The organism is Paraburkholderia sp. Tr-20389 (assembly GCF_017104565.1).
Taxonomy (GTDB): Bacteria; Pseudomonadota; Gammaproteobacteria; order Burkholderiales; family Burkholderiaceae; genus Paraburkholderia.
Genome location: NZ_JAAGPD010000070.1, coordinates 1 through 15,201 on the forward strand (window position 1 = coordinate 1; position 15,201 = coordinate 15,201).

Here is a 15,201-nt window from a genome sequence, read left to right on the forward strand (position 1 = left end):
TGGCGGTGCCGGCGGTGCAGTCGCGGTGACGACGGGCGCATTCGACATGTCCAACAACATGGCGAGCGCAGCACAGTCGGCGGCCGGCATTATGGTTCTGAACCAGAACAGCGGCATGGCGTCGATGGTGCAGCAGGCTGTCACAGTGCAGGCGAACCTGGCTGTCGGCCGCTAACCGGTCTGAAGGACGGTAAGCGTCGACAAGTCGTTGTGTGATGTGCCGTGGGGCGTTCGCGCTCCACGGCTTCTGTTCCATCGTCAGGCGCACGGGGTAGCCGCGCCGGGCGACGGTCGCACAAGTCTTACTTCGCCGCGCACCGCTGCGCGTGCCGCAAGGCCGTTGCAGCACGGACGGGCGAAGCACCAGGAGACAACCATGCAGGCGTTCAAACGCATTGCGATGTGGGTACTGCCTGTCGCCATTGGATTGCCGGGCCTCGCAGCCCATGTCGTTGCCGGCGAACTGCGTTCTCCCGTGCAGGCGGATACGTCGATCGCTGTTGTTGCACCCGCTGCGCAAGCGAGCGCGGACAAGACGGGGACGGCCGCCGCATCGACTGCACCGGCGAGTGCAGCCGACGCGACTTTCGGCGTCGCGATGACGGCCGAGCAGCTCGATGCGCATCGCGGCGGCGAGCAGGTCTTCAACGACATGAACCTGCGCGGCACGGTCGCGAACAATACCGCGCGTGGCGTCGACACCGGCTCGAACATGATCACGGGCGGCTCGTTCTCGAGTTCGAGCGGCTTGCCCACCGTGATACAGAACACGGGCGCGAATGTGCTGATCCAGAACGCGACGATCGTCAATGTTCGCTTCGGGGAATGAGCGATGAAACTCCACAGAGCCGTGTGGCTTCTGGCGTGCGCGCTGACGGCGGCAGGCGCGGCGCGCGCCGACCCCATCACGATCTACGAGCCGTCGGGCGCGGGTTACGCGATGCACGTGACGAGCCTGAAAGAGGCTCGCTTCAAGCGGACCATCAAGCAGCAGTTCGACTTCAGCTGCGGGTCCGCGGCCGTGGCGACGCTGCTCACGTATCAGTACAACTATCCCGTGAACGAACAGACGGCATTCCAGGAGATGTACGAGAACGGCGATCAGGCGAAGATCCGCACCGAGGGTTTTTCGCTGCTCGATATCAAGCGTTTTCTGGAGCGTCGCGGCTTCATCGCGGACGGCTATGAGTTGCCGCTGCAAAAACTCGTCGAAACGAATACGCCCGCCATCGTGCTGATCAGCGAAAGCGGCTATCACCACTTCGTCGTGGTGAAGGGCCTGAAGAATGACCGCGTGCTGGTCGGCGATCCTGCGACGGGCACGCGGCCCATGCCGTTGAAGAGCTTCGAGGCGAAATGGGAAGACCAGGTCCTGTTCGTCATCCATAACAAACCCGGCGTCGGGGTCTTCAACGATCCCGTCGACTGGCGGGTAGCGCCCGCTGCGCCGCTCTATACGGGCGTCAATCGCGATGGTCTGTTCTTCACCGTGATGCCCAAGCACGGCGCGAGTGATTTCTGAGGGCCATCATGAAAACGGAGACCCGAAAAATCGCCGGTATCGCCACGATGTTATGTGGCTCGATGGTGACGTTCGGCGCGCACGCGTTCGAGCAAAGCGCGCCCGCTGCGGAAGCGGCCAATGCGCCCGATGTCGCGGGCGGGACGATCGAGCCGCTGGTGATGCGCGACACGGCGGCTTCGATCGAAGTGACGAATGCGCCCGATGCCATCACGCAGGCCGTCGTCGATACGTTGTCGTCGCAGAAGCCGCGTGCGTTTGCGGACGACGCCGACGGCATGCATCCCGTTCCCGTGTCGTATGCGGCGCCGATTGCCGTCGTGACGCCGCGCAAGGAGGCCGCCGACGAAGCGGTCGGCGCAGCGCCTGTGGTGCCGGCCGACATCGCGAGCGATACGGTCATCAACGAAGCGTCGTATGCCGTCGATCCAGCGCCATCGCCTTCGGTTGCATCGCCGCAGGGAAGCGATGTACTCGCGCAGCGCGATGCCGTCGAACAACGGGACGCAACGACAGTAGAGTCTGTCATCGCGCAGAAGGCCGAGCATGCCGTCAAACCGCTTCCGGTGTCGTATGCGGCGCCGATCGCGGCTGCGGCGCGCAAAGCCGATCAAGCTGAAAACACCAACAAGGCCGACAAGGTCGACAAGGCCGAACAATCCCCCGCGCCGCGCGAGCAGCACGAAGAACAGCGCGCGCAGTCGAAACCGATGCAGTCTGAAGCGCTGACTCTCGATGCCACGCCGACACCGCCCCCCGTGTCGCCCGCGCATGCAGAGCCCGTCGCGAACGAGGCGGAGATCGTCAAGCCGCCCGTTTCGTACGCAAGGCCGATAGCCGTACCTGTCAAACGCGAAGCAAAGGAAGTGGCGAGCGCGCCAGAGAGAACGCCGCCGCAAACCTCGCCACAAGCCTCATCACGAACATCGCTCAAAGAAGCGCCCGCATCCGTTGCCCGGACGCAAAGCAAAGCGCCCGTCTCGTATGCGGCACCCATCGCCGTGCCTCAAGTGCCTCAATCTGCGCGCAATGACACGCCCCCCGGCGCCAACCGCGAGTTGAAAGCGCAAGCGAGTGCCGAAGATCCGAACTGGTCGTCGAAAACGACGGTTGCGCTCAGCGAAGAAAAGCTCGACACGATGCGCGGTGGTTTCGACGTGGCAAACGGTCTCAAAGTCTCGTTCGGCATTTCGAGGATGGCAGTCGTGAACGGCAATCTCGTCACGCAGACCAGCTTCAACATTCCGGACCTGAGCAACATGACGACCCAGCAGGCGCAAGCGCTCGCGGCGGCGAACATGGGCTCGCTGCTGCAAAACGGCGGAGGCAACATCGCGCAGCAAGGGTCCGTGCCTGGATTGTCGGGCGCGGTGATCCAGAACACGCTGAGCAACCAGAACATTCAGACGCTCACGACGATCAATGCAGCCGTCAATTCATTGGGTCTGTTCAAGAACATGAATGTCGGCGCGACCTTGAACAACGCCTTGATGAATTCAGTCAGGCCGCGATAGAAGGCCGAATAAAAAGGCTCGCGACGCGTTATGCGTCGCGAGCCTTTGTTTCGATAGCGGTCTAAGCAGCAGGCCGCTCAGAACTGGATCGGCATGCGGAAGGTCAGCGTGAGATCCGGCGTGTCGCGCGTGAGGCCGGCGCCTAGCGAGAAGTTCAGCGTCGTCTTCGGTGTGATGCGGTATGAGTAGCCGACCAGCAGCGTGCCCAGTATCACGCGTACCGAGCCTGGCACGCTCTGACCGTTCTGCTTGGTCGGCAGCACGATGCTCTGGTCGTAGCCGATGCTGAACGAAGCCTTTTCGTTCAGCGCGAGACCCATGCCGATGTTGAAGCCGTAGATGTCGCCGGGCTGGATGTGGCCGACGGGATCCGTCTCTCCGTTGAGGATGTGCAGGCTCAGATCGCTGCGGCCGAAGCTGTGCAGATAGCTGAAGTTGCCGAAGAACACGACGGGGTCGCTCGGGAACAGCCATGTGAGGCCAGGCTGGATCGCATAGAAGCCCGTGCCCGTCGGCTGTTCGAGCGGCAGGCCCGTGCCCGTCGTATTGCCGATACAGCGCGTCACGCAGTCGGTGACCACGTCGAACGGGCTCTTGCCCGTCGCCGTCTTGAAGCGCAGCCAGCCGATGTAATAGAACTTGTCCGGGCCGCCTTCGTTCAACTGGTAGCGCAACGTCATTTCGACGTCGCCGATGCCGTGGCCGCTGCTGTTGAAGACGTTGTCCTGCGCGGAGCCCGTGAAGATCTCGCGGCTCACCGTGTCGTTGGTCGAATAGACGTACGGCACGCGCACCTCGAACTCCATCCGGTTGGTGATGCCGTAGCGCGCGGCAAGACCGCCTGTGAGCACATTCGACTTGATCTCGCGCACATCGATCAAACCGATCAGCAATGCGGGAATGATCGTGTAGCCGACCAGTGCCACGCGGTCGGACGACGAATAGCCGAACTGGAACGACGGCTCCAGCACGAACTTGTTGCGCGGCGTGAGCACGCCGGGTTGATCGAAGATCGGCGCGACGGCGGGCGGCGCCGTATCGGGGATGGGCGCCTGGCCGACAGGCTGTGCCGGTTGGGTCTGCTGGTCGCCGCCGTTCTGCGCCATGTTGATCGCGGGCGCAGGCGCTGCACCTGTTGCTGCTCCCGCTGTTGTGCCTGCGCCTGTGCTGGGCGCCGCGCCCGTGTTGTCGCCGGCACCGGCGTTTTGCGCGATGCCCGTGGCGGCCGCCGCACCCGCGCCCGCGCCGGGCTGGCCTGCTCCGCGGCTTGCGTCCAGCATGCGTGAATCAAGTGCTTTGCTTAATTGCTGGAATTGCGCTTCTTCTTCGGCGAGTTTCTGTTTGAGTGCTTCGAGTTCCTTTATACGGTTGTTCAGTTCCTGGCGAAGGGTTGCGATATTTTCCTGTGCGGTTTGATCGTTCAGCGACTGCGCATGCGCTTCAACGTAAAAGAGAAGCATCGTCGCGTAACTGATCGTCCGCACATGTCGAAATGGCTCGCGCTTCATGGGTCTGTTCTCCATGTCAGGCTTGCAGGTTCTACCCCGGTACACCTAGACAACAGGCCAGCGGCATCGACATGTCCAGTCGTTGTGCTGGGCATGAAGTATTCCCTCGTTAGGCTCCATTAACGCGACTTGGGCGTATCTCCATGCTTGCGAATGTCATCGGTATTGAAACCGTGAGTCGCTATTGGTGTGCAATTCGAACTTGTCTCCATGCATCCGCAATAAAGCCTTTAAAGATGATCGTCTTTTGCCTTAATTCCGGACCATAAAAGCCTAACGCATCAGGGGTGCATCCGCTAATAAGAAGAACCCTGGCCTGTGATCGTTAGCCAACAGAACGAAGCGTTTTTATGGATCCTCCAAGTCCGTTGCTGCGCCATCCGCCGTTTGCGCCGACACGCTTCTGTCATGGCCGCGAGCAAGCATGTCCGATGTGCGCGTGCACAATCCGTTTCGGCTCAACGGGTGCATAATGCGCTTCAGTCGATGCAGCCGATTGTCGCCCCACGCGGAGGACGTCATGCAAGCGAAAAACGAAGAAGCCATTGCTCATCTGCTCAACGATGTCGTCGAATTCGCGCGAGGACGATTGCCCGAGCCCGCATTCGCAGCCGTCGAACCTCTCCTGCGCCACTACTACGATTTCGCCGACGCGGACGACCTGCAAAGCCGCGGCATCGCCGACCTTTACGGCGCCGCGATGGCGCACTGGCAAACGGCGCAGCGCTTCGTGCCGGGCAGCGAGCGGTTGCGCGTCTACAACCCCATTCTCGAACAGCACGGCTGGCATTCCGATCACACCGTCATCGAGATCGTCAACGACGACATGCCGTTTCTGGTGGACTCGGTTGCGATGGCCGTGAACCGTCAGGGGCTCGCGCTGCATTCCGTGCTGCATCCCGTGTTTCGCATCTGGCGCGGCAAGGACGGCGGCATCGAACGCATCGCACCCGGCGGCGCATCGAGCGATGACGGCCAGTCGCAGCTCGCGTCGTTCATCCATTTCGAAGTGGACCGTTGCGGCGACGCGGCGAAGCTCGATGCATTGCGCAACGAGATCGCGAAGGTGCTCGGCGACGTGCGCGCGGCCGTCGAGGACTGGCCGAAGATCGTCGACATCGCGCGTACGACGATCCGCGACATGGCCGCGCGCGAGACCAGTCCGGAAGGCGTCGAAGCGCGTGCGTTCCTCGAATGGATGGTCGCGGACCACTTCACGTTCCTCGGCCAGCGCGATTACGAACTCGTCACGCATGACGGCCAGTATGGTTTTCGCGGCCTCGCCGGCTCGGGTCTGGGCATCCTGCGCGAGACGTTGCGGCCGCAGGGCGCGTCGGAGGTGACGCCGCTGCCGCCCGCCGCTGCCGATATCATCGCGGGTGCCGCCCCCATCTTTCTGACCAAGGCCAATTCGCGCGCAACCGTGCATCGCCCCGGCTATCTCGACTATGTCGGCGTGAAGCTGGTCGGGCCGGACGGCAAGATCAGCGGCGAGCGGCGTTTTATCGGGCTGTATACATCGACGGCCTATACGGCGTCGGCGTCGGAGATTCCGATCGTGCGCCGCAAGTGCGCGAACATCGTGCGGCGCGCGGGCTTTCTGCCTAAAGGACATCTCGGCAAATCGCTGGTGACGGTACTGGAAACGTATCCACGCGACGAACTGTTCCAGGCCGACGAGAACGAACTCTACGACACGGCCATGGGCGTGCTGCGTCTCCAGGAGCATCAGCGCACGCGCATGTTCCTGCGGCGCGACCGCTTCGACCGCTTCGTGTCGTGCCTCGTGTTCGTGCCGCGCGAGAAGTACAACACGGACTTGCGCCGGCGCATCGCGAAGCTGCTGATGAGCGCGTTCAACGGCACGAACGTGGAATTCACCCCGCTGCTGTCCGAGTCGACGCTCGCGCGCATTCACTTCGTCGTGCATGCGGAGCCCGGTGCGATGCCGGATGTCGACACGCGCGAACTCGAAGCGCGGCTGATCCAGGTGTCGCGCCGCTGGCAGGACGATCTCGCCGACGCGTTGCTCGACGCATTCGGCGAAGAGCAGGGCAACCGTCTGTTGCAGCACTATGCGGATTCGTTTCCGGCAGGCTATCGCGACGACTATCCGGCACGCACGGCTGTGCGCGACATCGAACTGATCGAGCGCGTGCAGGGCACCGGGCACATCGCAATGAATCTGTACCGTCCGATCGAAGCCGGTCCGCGCGCGTTCCGCTTCAAGGTGTATCGCGTGGGGGAGCCGATTGCGCTGTCGCGCAGCCTGCCGATGCTCGAGCATCTCGGCGTGCGCGTCGACGAAGAGCGGCCTTATCTGATCGAAACGCCGGGCGCCGCCGCCGCATGGATCCACGATTTCGGCCTCGAACTCGCCGACGATACCGAGTTCGACATCGAGCGCGTGAAGGATCTGTTCGAAGACGCGTTTGACCGCGTGTGGACGGGCGATATCGAAGACGACAACTTCAATCGTCTCGTACTGCGCGCGCAACTGAGCGCACGTGAAGTGACGATACTGCGTGCATATGCGAAGTATCTGCGCCAGGTCGGCTCGACGTTCAGCGATGCGTACATCGAACGCGCGCTGACGGGCAATCCCGCCATCGCGCGCATGCTCGTCGAACTGTTCGTCGCGCGCTCCGATCCGGCGCCTGCCACCTCGCGCGACACACGCGTCGAGCGGCTATTGAAGACGATCGAAAGCGCGCTCGACGAAGTGCCCAATCTCGACGAGGACCGCATCCTGCGCCAGTTCCTCGGCGTGATCAACGCGACGCAGCGCACCAACTACTACCGCCGCGAAGCGAACGGCAAACCGCGGCCTTATCTGTCGTTCAAGTTCGATCCCGCGAAAGTGCCGGGCTTGCCCGAGCCGAAACCGATGTTCGAAATCTGGGTGTACTCGCCGCGTGTGGAAGGCGTGCATCTGCGCGGCGGGCGCGTCGCGCGCGGCGGCTTGCGCTGGTCCGACCGTCGCGAGGATTTCCGCACGGAAGTCCTCGGCCTGATGAAGGCGCAGATGGTGAAGAACGTGGTGATCGTTCCCGTGGGATCGAAGGGCGGCTTTGTCGTGAAGAATCCGCCGCCGCCGACCGACCGCGAAGTGTGGATGCGTGAAGGCGTCGCGTGCTATCAGACGTTCCTGCGCGGGCTGCTCGACCTCACCGACAACCGCGTGGGCGGACAGATCGTGCCGCCGCCCGACGTGGTGCGACACGATCCCGACGATCCCTATCTCGTCGTCGCTGCCGACAAGGGCACGGCCACCTTCTCCGACTACGCGAACGCGATTTCGCAGGAATACGGCTTCTGGCTCGACGACGCCTTTGCATCGGGCGGTTCGGTCGGCTACGACCACAAGAAGATGGGCATCACGGCGCGCGGCGCGTGGGAATCGGTGAAGCGCCATTTCCGCGAAATGGGCGTCGATACGCAGACGACGGACTTCACCGTGGTCGGCGTCGGCGACATGTCGGGTGACGTGTTCGGCAACGGCATGCTGCTGTCGCAACACATTCGCCTCATCGCCGCGTTCGATCACCGTCACGTGTTTCTCGACCCGAACCCCGATCCATCGACGAGTTTCGCCGAGCGTCAGCGGCTCTTCAATCTGGACCGTTCGAGCTGGGCCGACTACGATCCCGCGCTGATCTCGGCGGGCGGCGGCGTGTTCGCGCGCACGGCGAAGACGATTCCGCTTTCGCAGGCGGTGCAGTCGATGCTCGGCATCAACGCTGTCGCGTTGTCGCCCGCCGAACTGGTGCGCGCGATCTTGCAGGCGCCCGTGGACTTGCTCTACAACGGCGGTATCGGCACTTATGTGAAGGCGAGCCGCGAGACGCATGCGCAGGTCGGCGACAAGACGAACGACGCCGTGCGCGTGAACGGCTGCGATCTGCGCTGCAAGGTGGTCGCGGAAGGCGGCAATCTCGGCTTCACGCAACACGGGCGTATCGAGTTCGCGCAGCACGGCGGCCGCATGAATACGGATGCGATCGACAATTCGGCGGGCGTCGATTGCTCGGATCACGAAGTCAACATCAAGATTCTGCTCGGCCTCGTGGTCGCGGACGGCGAGATGACGGAGAAGCAGCGCAACGCGTTGCTCGCCGAAATGACGGAGGAAGTGGGTCTGCTCGTGCTGCAGGACAACTACTATCAGACCCAGGCGCTGTCGATTGCAGGCCGCTATGCAGCCGAACTGTTCGACGCCGAGATGCGCATGATGCGCTATCTCGAACGCGCGGGCCGTTTGAATCGCGTGATCGAGTTCCTGCCTCCCGAAGACGAAATCAATGAACGGCTCGCCGCGAAGCAGGGTTTGACGTCACCCGAGCGTGCGGTATTGCTCGCGTACAGCAAGATGTGGCTTTACGACGCGCTGCTCGAATCCGACGTGCCGGAAGACACGCTGGTTGCGGGCATGCTGACCGAATACTTCCCGAAGCCGCTGCGCCAGCGCTTCAACGAGCCCATGCATCGTCATCCGCTGCGCCGCGAAATTCTGGCCACACACCTGACGAACGCGCTCGTGAATCGTGTCGGCTGCGCGTTCGTGCACAGCATGATGGAAGAGACGGACGCGAAGCCGGGCGACATCGTGCGCGCATGCATCATCGCGCGCGACGTGTTCGATCTGAACGACGTGTGGCGCAATATCGACGCGCTCGACAATCGCGTCGCCGACGACGTGCAGGCGCGCATGTTCGTCGAAATCACGAAGCTGCTGGAGCGCGCCGCGTTGTGGTTCCTGCGTCATCTGCAGTCGGGCGAAGTGACGAACGGCGGCGTGACGGCCTTGATCGCGCGGTGCCGCGATGCCGCGCAACGGCTTGCGCCGCAATTGCCGATGCTGTTGCCCGCCGCGGAACTCGAAGCGCTGTCGGAGCGGCAGCGCGTGCTCGTCGATGCGGGTGTCGACAGCGAGCTTGCGGTGCGCGTGGCGAGCGGCGACATCCCGGCCGCGCTGCTCGATATCGCGGATGTGTCGGCGACGACGGACCGCAGTCTCGAACTCGTCGCGGGCGTGTACTTCGCGTTGAGCACGCAACTGAACTATGGGTGGATCGGCGAACGCGCGGCGTCGCTCCCGACGTCGACGCATTGGGACGTGATGGCGCGTGCCGCCGCGCTCGCCGAGCTTGCGCGACTCAAGCGCGTGCTGACGACGAGCGCCCTCGCGGAAGCGCCCGAGGCGATGACGGCGGAGGGCGTCGTCGAAGCATGGCGGGCGAAACGAGAGGACGCGCTCACGCGTTATGCGCAACTGCTGACGGATCTGCGCGCGGCGGGCGGCGCGAGTCTGTCGATGCTGCTCGTGATCGTGCGGGAAATGTCGACGCTCGAACGCCGTCCGGTGTCGGCGAGCTAGCCTGCGTGCGATCTTCGATACCACGCGCCGTCGTCGCGAAGATGACGGCGCATTTTTCTTTGCACGGACCGATTCGACGGTGTGGCAGCGGATTGCCGGATAATAGCCGGATCGACCCACCGTCATTTCATCATCATGAACGAACCTGCTGTCAGTTCCAACGTTCCTCGCCTCACGAGTCTGTCGCACGGCGGCGGCTGCGGCTGCAAGATCGCGCCGGGCGTGTTGTCCGATCTGCTGAAGCGCAACCTGCCGATGCCGTCGTTTCCCGATCTGCTGGTCGGCACGGAAACGTCGGACGATGCCGCCGTATATCGCCTCAATGACGAGCAGGCGATCATCGCAACGACCGACTTCTTCATGCCGATCGTCGACGATCCCTACGACTTCGGCCGTATCGCCGCGACCAACGCGCTCTCCGATGTTTACGCGATGGGCGGCAAGCCGATTCTCGCGCTTGCGCTGGTGGGCATGCCGATCAACGTGCTGCCGCACGATGTGATCGCGGCCGTGCTGCGCGGCGGCGAGGATGTCTGCACACAGGCGGGCATTCCCGTCGCAGGCGGCCATTCGATCGATTCGGTGGAGCCGATCTACGGCCTCGCCGCGCTCGGTGTCGTGCATCCGAAGCGTGTGAAGCGCAATGCGTCGGCGCAGGCGGGCGATGTGCTCGTGCTCGGCAAGCCGCTCGGCGTCGGCGTGCTGTCGGCGGCGCTCAAGAAAAACCAGCTCGATGAAGCGGGTTACGCCGCGATGATCGCCGCGACGACCAAGCTCAACCGTCCGGGCACGGAACTGGCCGCGCTCGACGGCGTGCACGCGATGACGGACGTGACGGGCTTCGGCCTGCTCGGCCACACGCTGGAACTCGCACGCGGCGCGCAATTGACCGCACGCGTGCGATACGCGGATCTTCCGTGGATTGCAGGCGCCGAGGCATTCGCGGCAGCGGGCACATTCACGGGTGCGTCTGGGCGCAACTGGGCGTCGTATGGCGAAGACGTGCTTCTCGCCGATGCCCTGCCCGATACCGCACGCACGTTGCTGACCGATCCGCAGACTTCGGGCGGGCTGCTCGTGTCGTGCGCGCCGTCAGCCGCCGACGACGTGCTCGCAATCTTCCGCGCCGACGGCTTCGACCACGCAGTGGTGATCGGCGAACTGCACGACGGCGCGCCGCGTGTCGAAGTGGTGTGATCGTTCATCCATCCATTCGCATCACAACGCATCGCAATACGACCAACCACAAGAGCCAATGAAAGAAGAATCACCGAAGGCCATTTTTTACGCGCTGGCGGCGAACGCGGGCATCGCCGTCTGCAAGTTCGCGGCAGCGGCGTTCACGGGTTCCGGCTCGATGTTCGCCGAGGCGATTCACTCGACAGCCGATTGCGGCAATCAGGTCTTGCTGCTGTTCGGACTGAAACAGGCACGCCGGCCCGCGAGCCTGCTGCATCCGCTCGGCGCGGGGCGCGTGATCTATTTCTATTCGCTGATCGTCGCGCTGCTGCTGTTTTTCGTGGGCGGCGTGTTTTCGGTGTATGAGGGCATTCATCGTCTGATGGCGCACGAGCCCTTGTCGCACGCGTATATCGCGCTGGGCGTGCTGGGTGTATCGGTCGTGCTCGAAACGTTCTCGCTGATGGGGGCGATCCGCGAAATACGCAAGACTAATCCCGACAAATCGATGTGGCGATGGTTTCGCGAGACGCGTGAATCCGAATTGCTCGTCGTGACAGGCGAAGACGTGGCCGCGCTGCTCGGCCTTGCGATGGCCTTCGTCGCCGTGCTGATGACGATGATCACGGGCAATCCGATGTACGACGCGTGCGGTTCCATCGGCGTCGGTGTGTTGCTGATGGTGATTGCGTTTTTGGTGGCGCGCGAAGTGAAGTCGATGATCATCGGCGAATCGGCAAGCCCGGAAGTGCGGCGTGCGATCGAAGCGCATCTGCGCACGCGCAAGGAAATCCGCAGCATCATCAATCTGATCACGCTGCAATGGGGACGCCATGTGGTCGTCGCGGTGCAGGCGGAAATGATCGACTATGAAAGCGGCCGCGCGATGGTCGATGCGATCAATATCGTCGAGGCGGATTTGCAGGAGAAGTTTCCGCAAGTGCGCTGGGTGTTTTTCGAGCCGGACGTGCCGAGAGTGAGAACCGAGGCTTCGCTGGATTGATCTTCCGTGCGCGGAACTGGACCCGCGAATGGTGCAAATGATGCATCGTTCGCGGGTCTTTTCGTTTTTGCATCTACCTTTTCGCCTTGCTGTTTTGCACTCGATTTATGCGAATCAGCTAATCGTATCGGCAAGTGGAATTAGCCAATGGAAAACAATTCGATGCCACCTATACTAAGCTCCGCCCTGTTACGCGAGGGCATGCATTCCAGTTCCAATCTTTTAACGCGCTTAAAGAAAGGACTTGTCATGGTAACTCGCACGGTAGGCGCATTGACGGCTCTGGCATTGGCCGCATGCACGGCCGTTTCGCCGCTGGCCAATGCGCAGGACGATGGTTTCGCGCAAGACAGTGGCGAATCGCATGGCCGTTCTGTCAAGGTGATGATCATTTCGATGTTCGGACCGGAAGGGCAGGTGTGGCTCAATAAACTCGGGCCGTGGCAGGACATTCCCGTCGCAGGGCTGTCGCCCGATTATCCGAACATTCATTGCAACAAGCAGGACGTCTGCGTGATGACGACGGGCATGGGACACAGCAATGCCGCCGCATCGACGATGGCGCTCGCGTTCTCGTCACGTTTCGATTTGCGCCACACCTATTTCATGGTGGCGGGCATCGCGGGCATCGATCCGATTCAAGGCACGGTGGGCTCGGCAGCATGGGCCAAATACCTCGTTGACTTCGGCATTCAGTGGGAAATCGATGGACGCGAAATTCCCGCTGGCTGGACTACGGGCTATCTGGGCATCAATACGAAAAGCCCCACGGAAAAGCCGCCGCTCGATTACCGCACCGAAGTCTTCCAGCTGAATACGCGTCTCGCGAATACGGCTTTCGCGTTGTCGCGCAACGTGGTGCTGGCGGACAACGCGGATGCGCAAGCGGCGCGCGCCAAATACAGCTATGCGCCTGCCAATCGTCCGCCGACTGTCATTCAATGCGACACGCTGGCGGGCGATACGTGGTGGTCCGGCACCAAGCTCGGCGAACGCGCGCGCGACTGGACGAAGATTCTGACGGACGGCAAGGGCGTCTATTGCACGACGCAACAGGAAGACAATTCGACCTATGAAGCATTGAAGCGCGCGGCGAGTGTGCATCGTGTCGATTTGAATCGTGTGGCCGTGTTGCGCGCGGGTTCAGATTTCGATCGTCCTTATGATGGACAGACGAGCGCGGACAACCTGCTCAATTATGCCGCTCAAGGCGGCTTCACGATCGCGCTGGAGAATCTGTACCGTGCGGGCAATCCGCTGGTTCAGGACATCGTTACGCATTGGGGCGAATGGCGCAACGGCGTGCCGCAGCGTTGACGTCGTATCGTTAGTAACGCAAAGCGCTCAATCGCTTTATGCGGTTGAGCGCTTTGTCTTTCAATGAACGCTTCAGCTTGATGCGAGCTTGATGCGAGCTTAATGCGAACGATATGGCGTCCAGACGGGAACGTCCGAACCCCAGTCGTCGAGTTCCGATGGGCTCATGTTCGACTCCTTCGATAAGAACGAAAACACGTTTATTGACTGCGTGCGACGCGCACGTTGCCGTCGCCGCTTTGCTTGTCGAGGCGTTCGGCTTGCGTGCGGCCAATCAGGCCTTGTTCCGGGTATGAAGTCTTGTTCAGCGAAGGCAGCGTGCCGTCGCGATAGGCATCGGCGACTTCGGCACGCACTTCTGCGCGCGTCTTCGGCGCGGATGCGCTAGTCGAGTGTTGCCACCATTGATCGTTGTACGATCCGGCGCGGCCGATGCCACCGCCGCCGCCGGCAAACGCCGGTGCGCTGACGAGCAACGAGAGAACGAGACCTGCCAGCAGATTGCGCTTCATGATTCACTCCTGTCGATTCAGATTCGTTTGCAGTGCCGTCGTGGTGCGGCGCTGCGACAGGGTGAAATGTAGGCTTTGACGTGCGGGCGATAAACCCGACTTTCGTGAAATGAATTGTCGCAATTTCAGAACAATCGCGGCGCGGTGCCTCCGCGATTGTTCATTTGCCTAAAGCCCTTGCGAGCGATGTGGCATTAAGCAACCCACTCCGTCATCACGGGGGTGTTGAGTTCCGGCGCGGACTCTTTCTGCTCGAACGTGCGTTGCGTGCAGGTTTTGTCGAGGCTTGCGCGGCCGCTCAATAGCGGGCAGCGGTCGAAAATCTCCGCAATCCAGTCGACGAATACGCGCACTTTCGACGACAGATGCCGGCTGTGCGGATACACCGCGGAAATCGGCATCGGCAGAGGCTTCAGATCCGGCAACACTTCGACGAGTTGGCCCGAACGCAGATGCGGCAGCACCATGAAGAGCGGCGGCTGGATCAGGCCGAAGCCTTCGAGGCCGCACGTCACGTACGCATCCGCATCGTTGACGGACACCACGCTCTTCATCTTCACCTCGACTTCCTTCCCGTCGACGAGAAACGACCAGTCCATCACGCGGCCCGTGCGGCTCGAAAAATAATTGACCGCCTTATGCTGTTCGAGGTCTTCGAGCGTATGAGGAATACCGGCGCGTTCAATATATGCAGGCGCCGCGCACGTTACGCCCTCGAATAACCCTATGCGGCGTGCGACCAATGACGAATCCTGCAGTGCGCCCACCCGCACCACGCAATCGACGCCTTCCTGCAGCAGGTCGACAGGGCGGTCGGACAGGCCGAGTTGCAGATCGATATCCGGATACTTCGTGTGGAATTCGCACAAAGCGGGAATCACGAGCAAACGTCCGATCGATCCCGGCATATCGATGCGCAGCTTGCCACTCGGCTTCTTGTTGCCGCTCTGGAAACTCGCTTCCGTCTCTTCGACGTCCGCGAGAATGCGCACGCAGCGCTCGTAATACGCAGCGCCGTCGGGCGTCAACGACAGACGGCGCGTCGTGCGGTGCAAGAGGCGCGTGCCGAGAAACGCTTCGAGATTCTGGATGATCGTCGTGACGGATGCGCGGGGAAGATCGAGCGTTTCCGCAGCCCGGGTGAAGCTGTTCGTGTCGACGACCCGGGTGAACACTTGCATGGCCTGGAGCCGGTCCATTGCAAACCTCCGAATGAGCCGGAGCACTTTGAAGCATCCGCTTTAGCCCGCTAAGCCCGGCTAAAGGCGT

10 protein-coding genes are annotated in these 15,201 nt (G+C 62.2%); 7 read left to right on the forward strand and 3 right to left on the reverse strand.

Going from position 1 to position 15,201, the window contains the following annotated elements; genetic code table 11:
- Positions 1 to 376: 376 nt before the first annotated feature.
- From G3N95_RS37715 to G3N95_RS37725, 3 genes are read left to right on the forward strand one after another with little or no spacing between them, the layout of a single operon-like run.
- A complete protein-coding gene (locus G3N95_RS37715; RefSeq protein WP_205975169.1) occupies positions 377 to 829 on the forward strand; it encodes a hypothetical protein in 453 nt (150 codons plus the stop codon).
- A 3-nt stretch (positions 830 to 832) separates the two neighbouring features.
- Positions 833 to 1,522 (forward strand): C39 family peptidase, encoded by a 690-nt coding sequence (locus tag G3N95_RS37720; RefSeq protein WP_205975170.1) that lies wholly within the window; start codon positions 833 to 835, stop codon positions 1,520 to 1,522.
- Between the two features lie 8 nt (positions 1,523 to 1,530).
- Positions 1,531 to 3,036 (forward strand): hypothetical protein, encoded by a 1,506-nt coding sequence (locus tag G3N95_RS37725; protein ID WP_205975171.1) that lies wholly within the window; start codon positions 1,531 to 1,533, stop codon positions 3,034 to 3,036.
- Positions 3,037 to 3,113: 77 nt separating this feature from the next.
- Here G3N95_RS37725 and G3N95_RS37730 read toward each other — a convergent pair whose 3' ends face one another.
- Positions 3,114 to 4,544, reverse strand: a complete 1,431-nt coding sequence (locus tag G3N95_RS37730; protein WP_205975172.1) for an acetate kinase — start codon at positions 4,542 to 4,544, stop codon at positions 3,114 to 3,116.
- A 520-nt stretch (positions 4,545 to 5,064) separates the two neighbouring features.
- Between G3N95_RS37730 and G3N95_RS37735 the strand changes: the two genes are divergently transcribed.
- The 4 genes from G3N95_RS37735 to G3N95_RS37750 all read left to right on the forward strand — a co-directional run bounded on the left by G3N95_RS37735 (position 5,065) and on the right by G3N95_RS37750 (position 13,420).
- Positions 5,065 to 9,921: an NAD-glutamate dehydrogenase gene (locus tag G3N95_RS37735; RefSeq protein ID WP_205975173.1), complete on the forward strand. Its 4,857-nt coding sequence runs from the start codon at positions 5,065 to 5,067 to the stop codon at positions 9,919 to 9,921.
- A 135-nt stretch (positions 9,922 to 10,056) separates the two neighbouring features.
- Positions 10,057 to 11,118, forward strand: coding sequence for a selenide, water dikinase SelD (selD, locus tag G3N95_RS37740; protein ID WP_205975174.1), 1,062 nt, complete (start codon positions 10,057 to 10,059; stop codon positions 11,116 to 11,118).
- 58 nt (positions 11,119 to 11,176) lie between these two features.
- A complete protein-coding gene (locus G3N95_RS37745) occupies positions 11,177 to 12,103 on the forward strand; it encodes a cation diffusion facilitator family transporter (protein WP_205975175.1) in 927 nt (308 codons plus the stop codon).
- A 249-nt stretch (positions 12,104 to 12,352) separates the two neighbouring features.
- Positions 12,353 to 13,420 (forward strand): purine nucleoside permease, encoded by a 1,068-nt coding sequence (locus G3N95_RS37750; protein ID WP_205975176.1) that lies wholly within the window; start codon positions 12,353 to 12,355, stop codon positions 13,418 to 13,420.
- 200 nt (positions 13,421 to 13,620) lie between these two features.
- Here G3N95_RS37750 and G3N95_RS37755 read toward each other — a convergent pair whose 3' ends face one another.
- Both G3N95_RS37755 and G3N95_RS37760 read right to left on the reverse strand, forming a co-directional pair.
- Positions 13,621 to 13,932, reverse strand: coding sequence for a DUF4148 domain-containing protein (locus G3N95_RS37755; protein WP_205975177.1), 312 nt, complete (start codon positions 13,930 to 13,932; stop codon positions 13,621 to 13,623).
- A 194-nt stretch (positions 13,933 to 14,126) separates the two neighbouring features.
- A complete protein-coding gene (locus G3N95_RS37760) occupies positions 14,127 to 15,131 on the reverse strand; it encodes a LysR family transcriptional regulator (RefSeq protein ID WP_205975178.1) in 1,005 nt (334 codons plus the stop codon).
- Between the last annotated feature and the right edge of the window lie 70 nt (positions 15,132 to 15,201).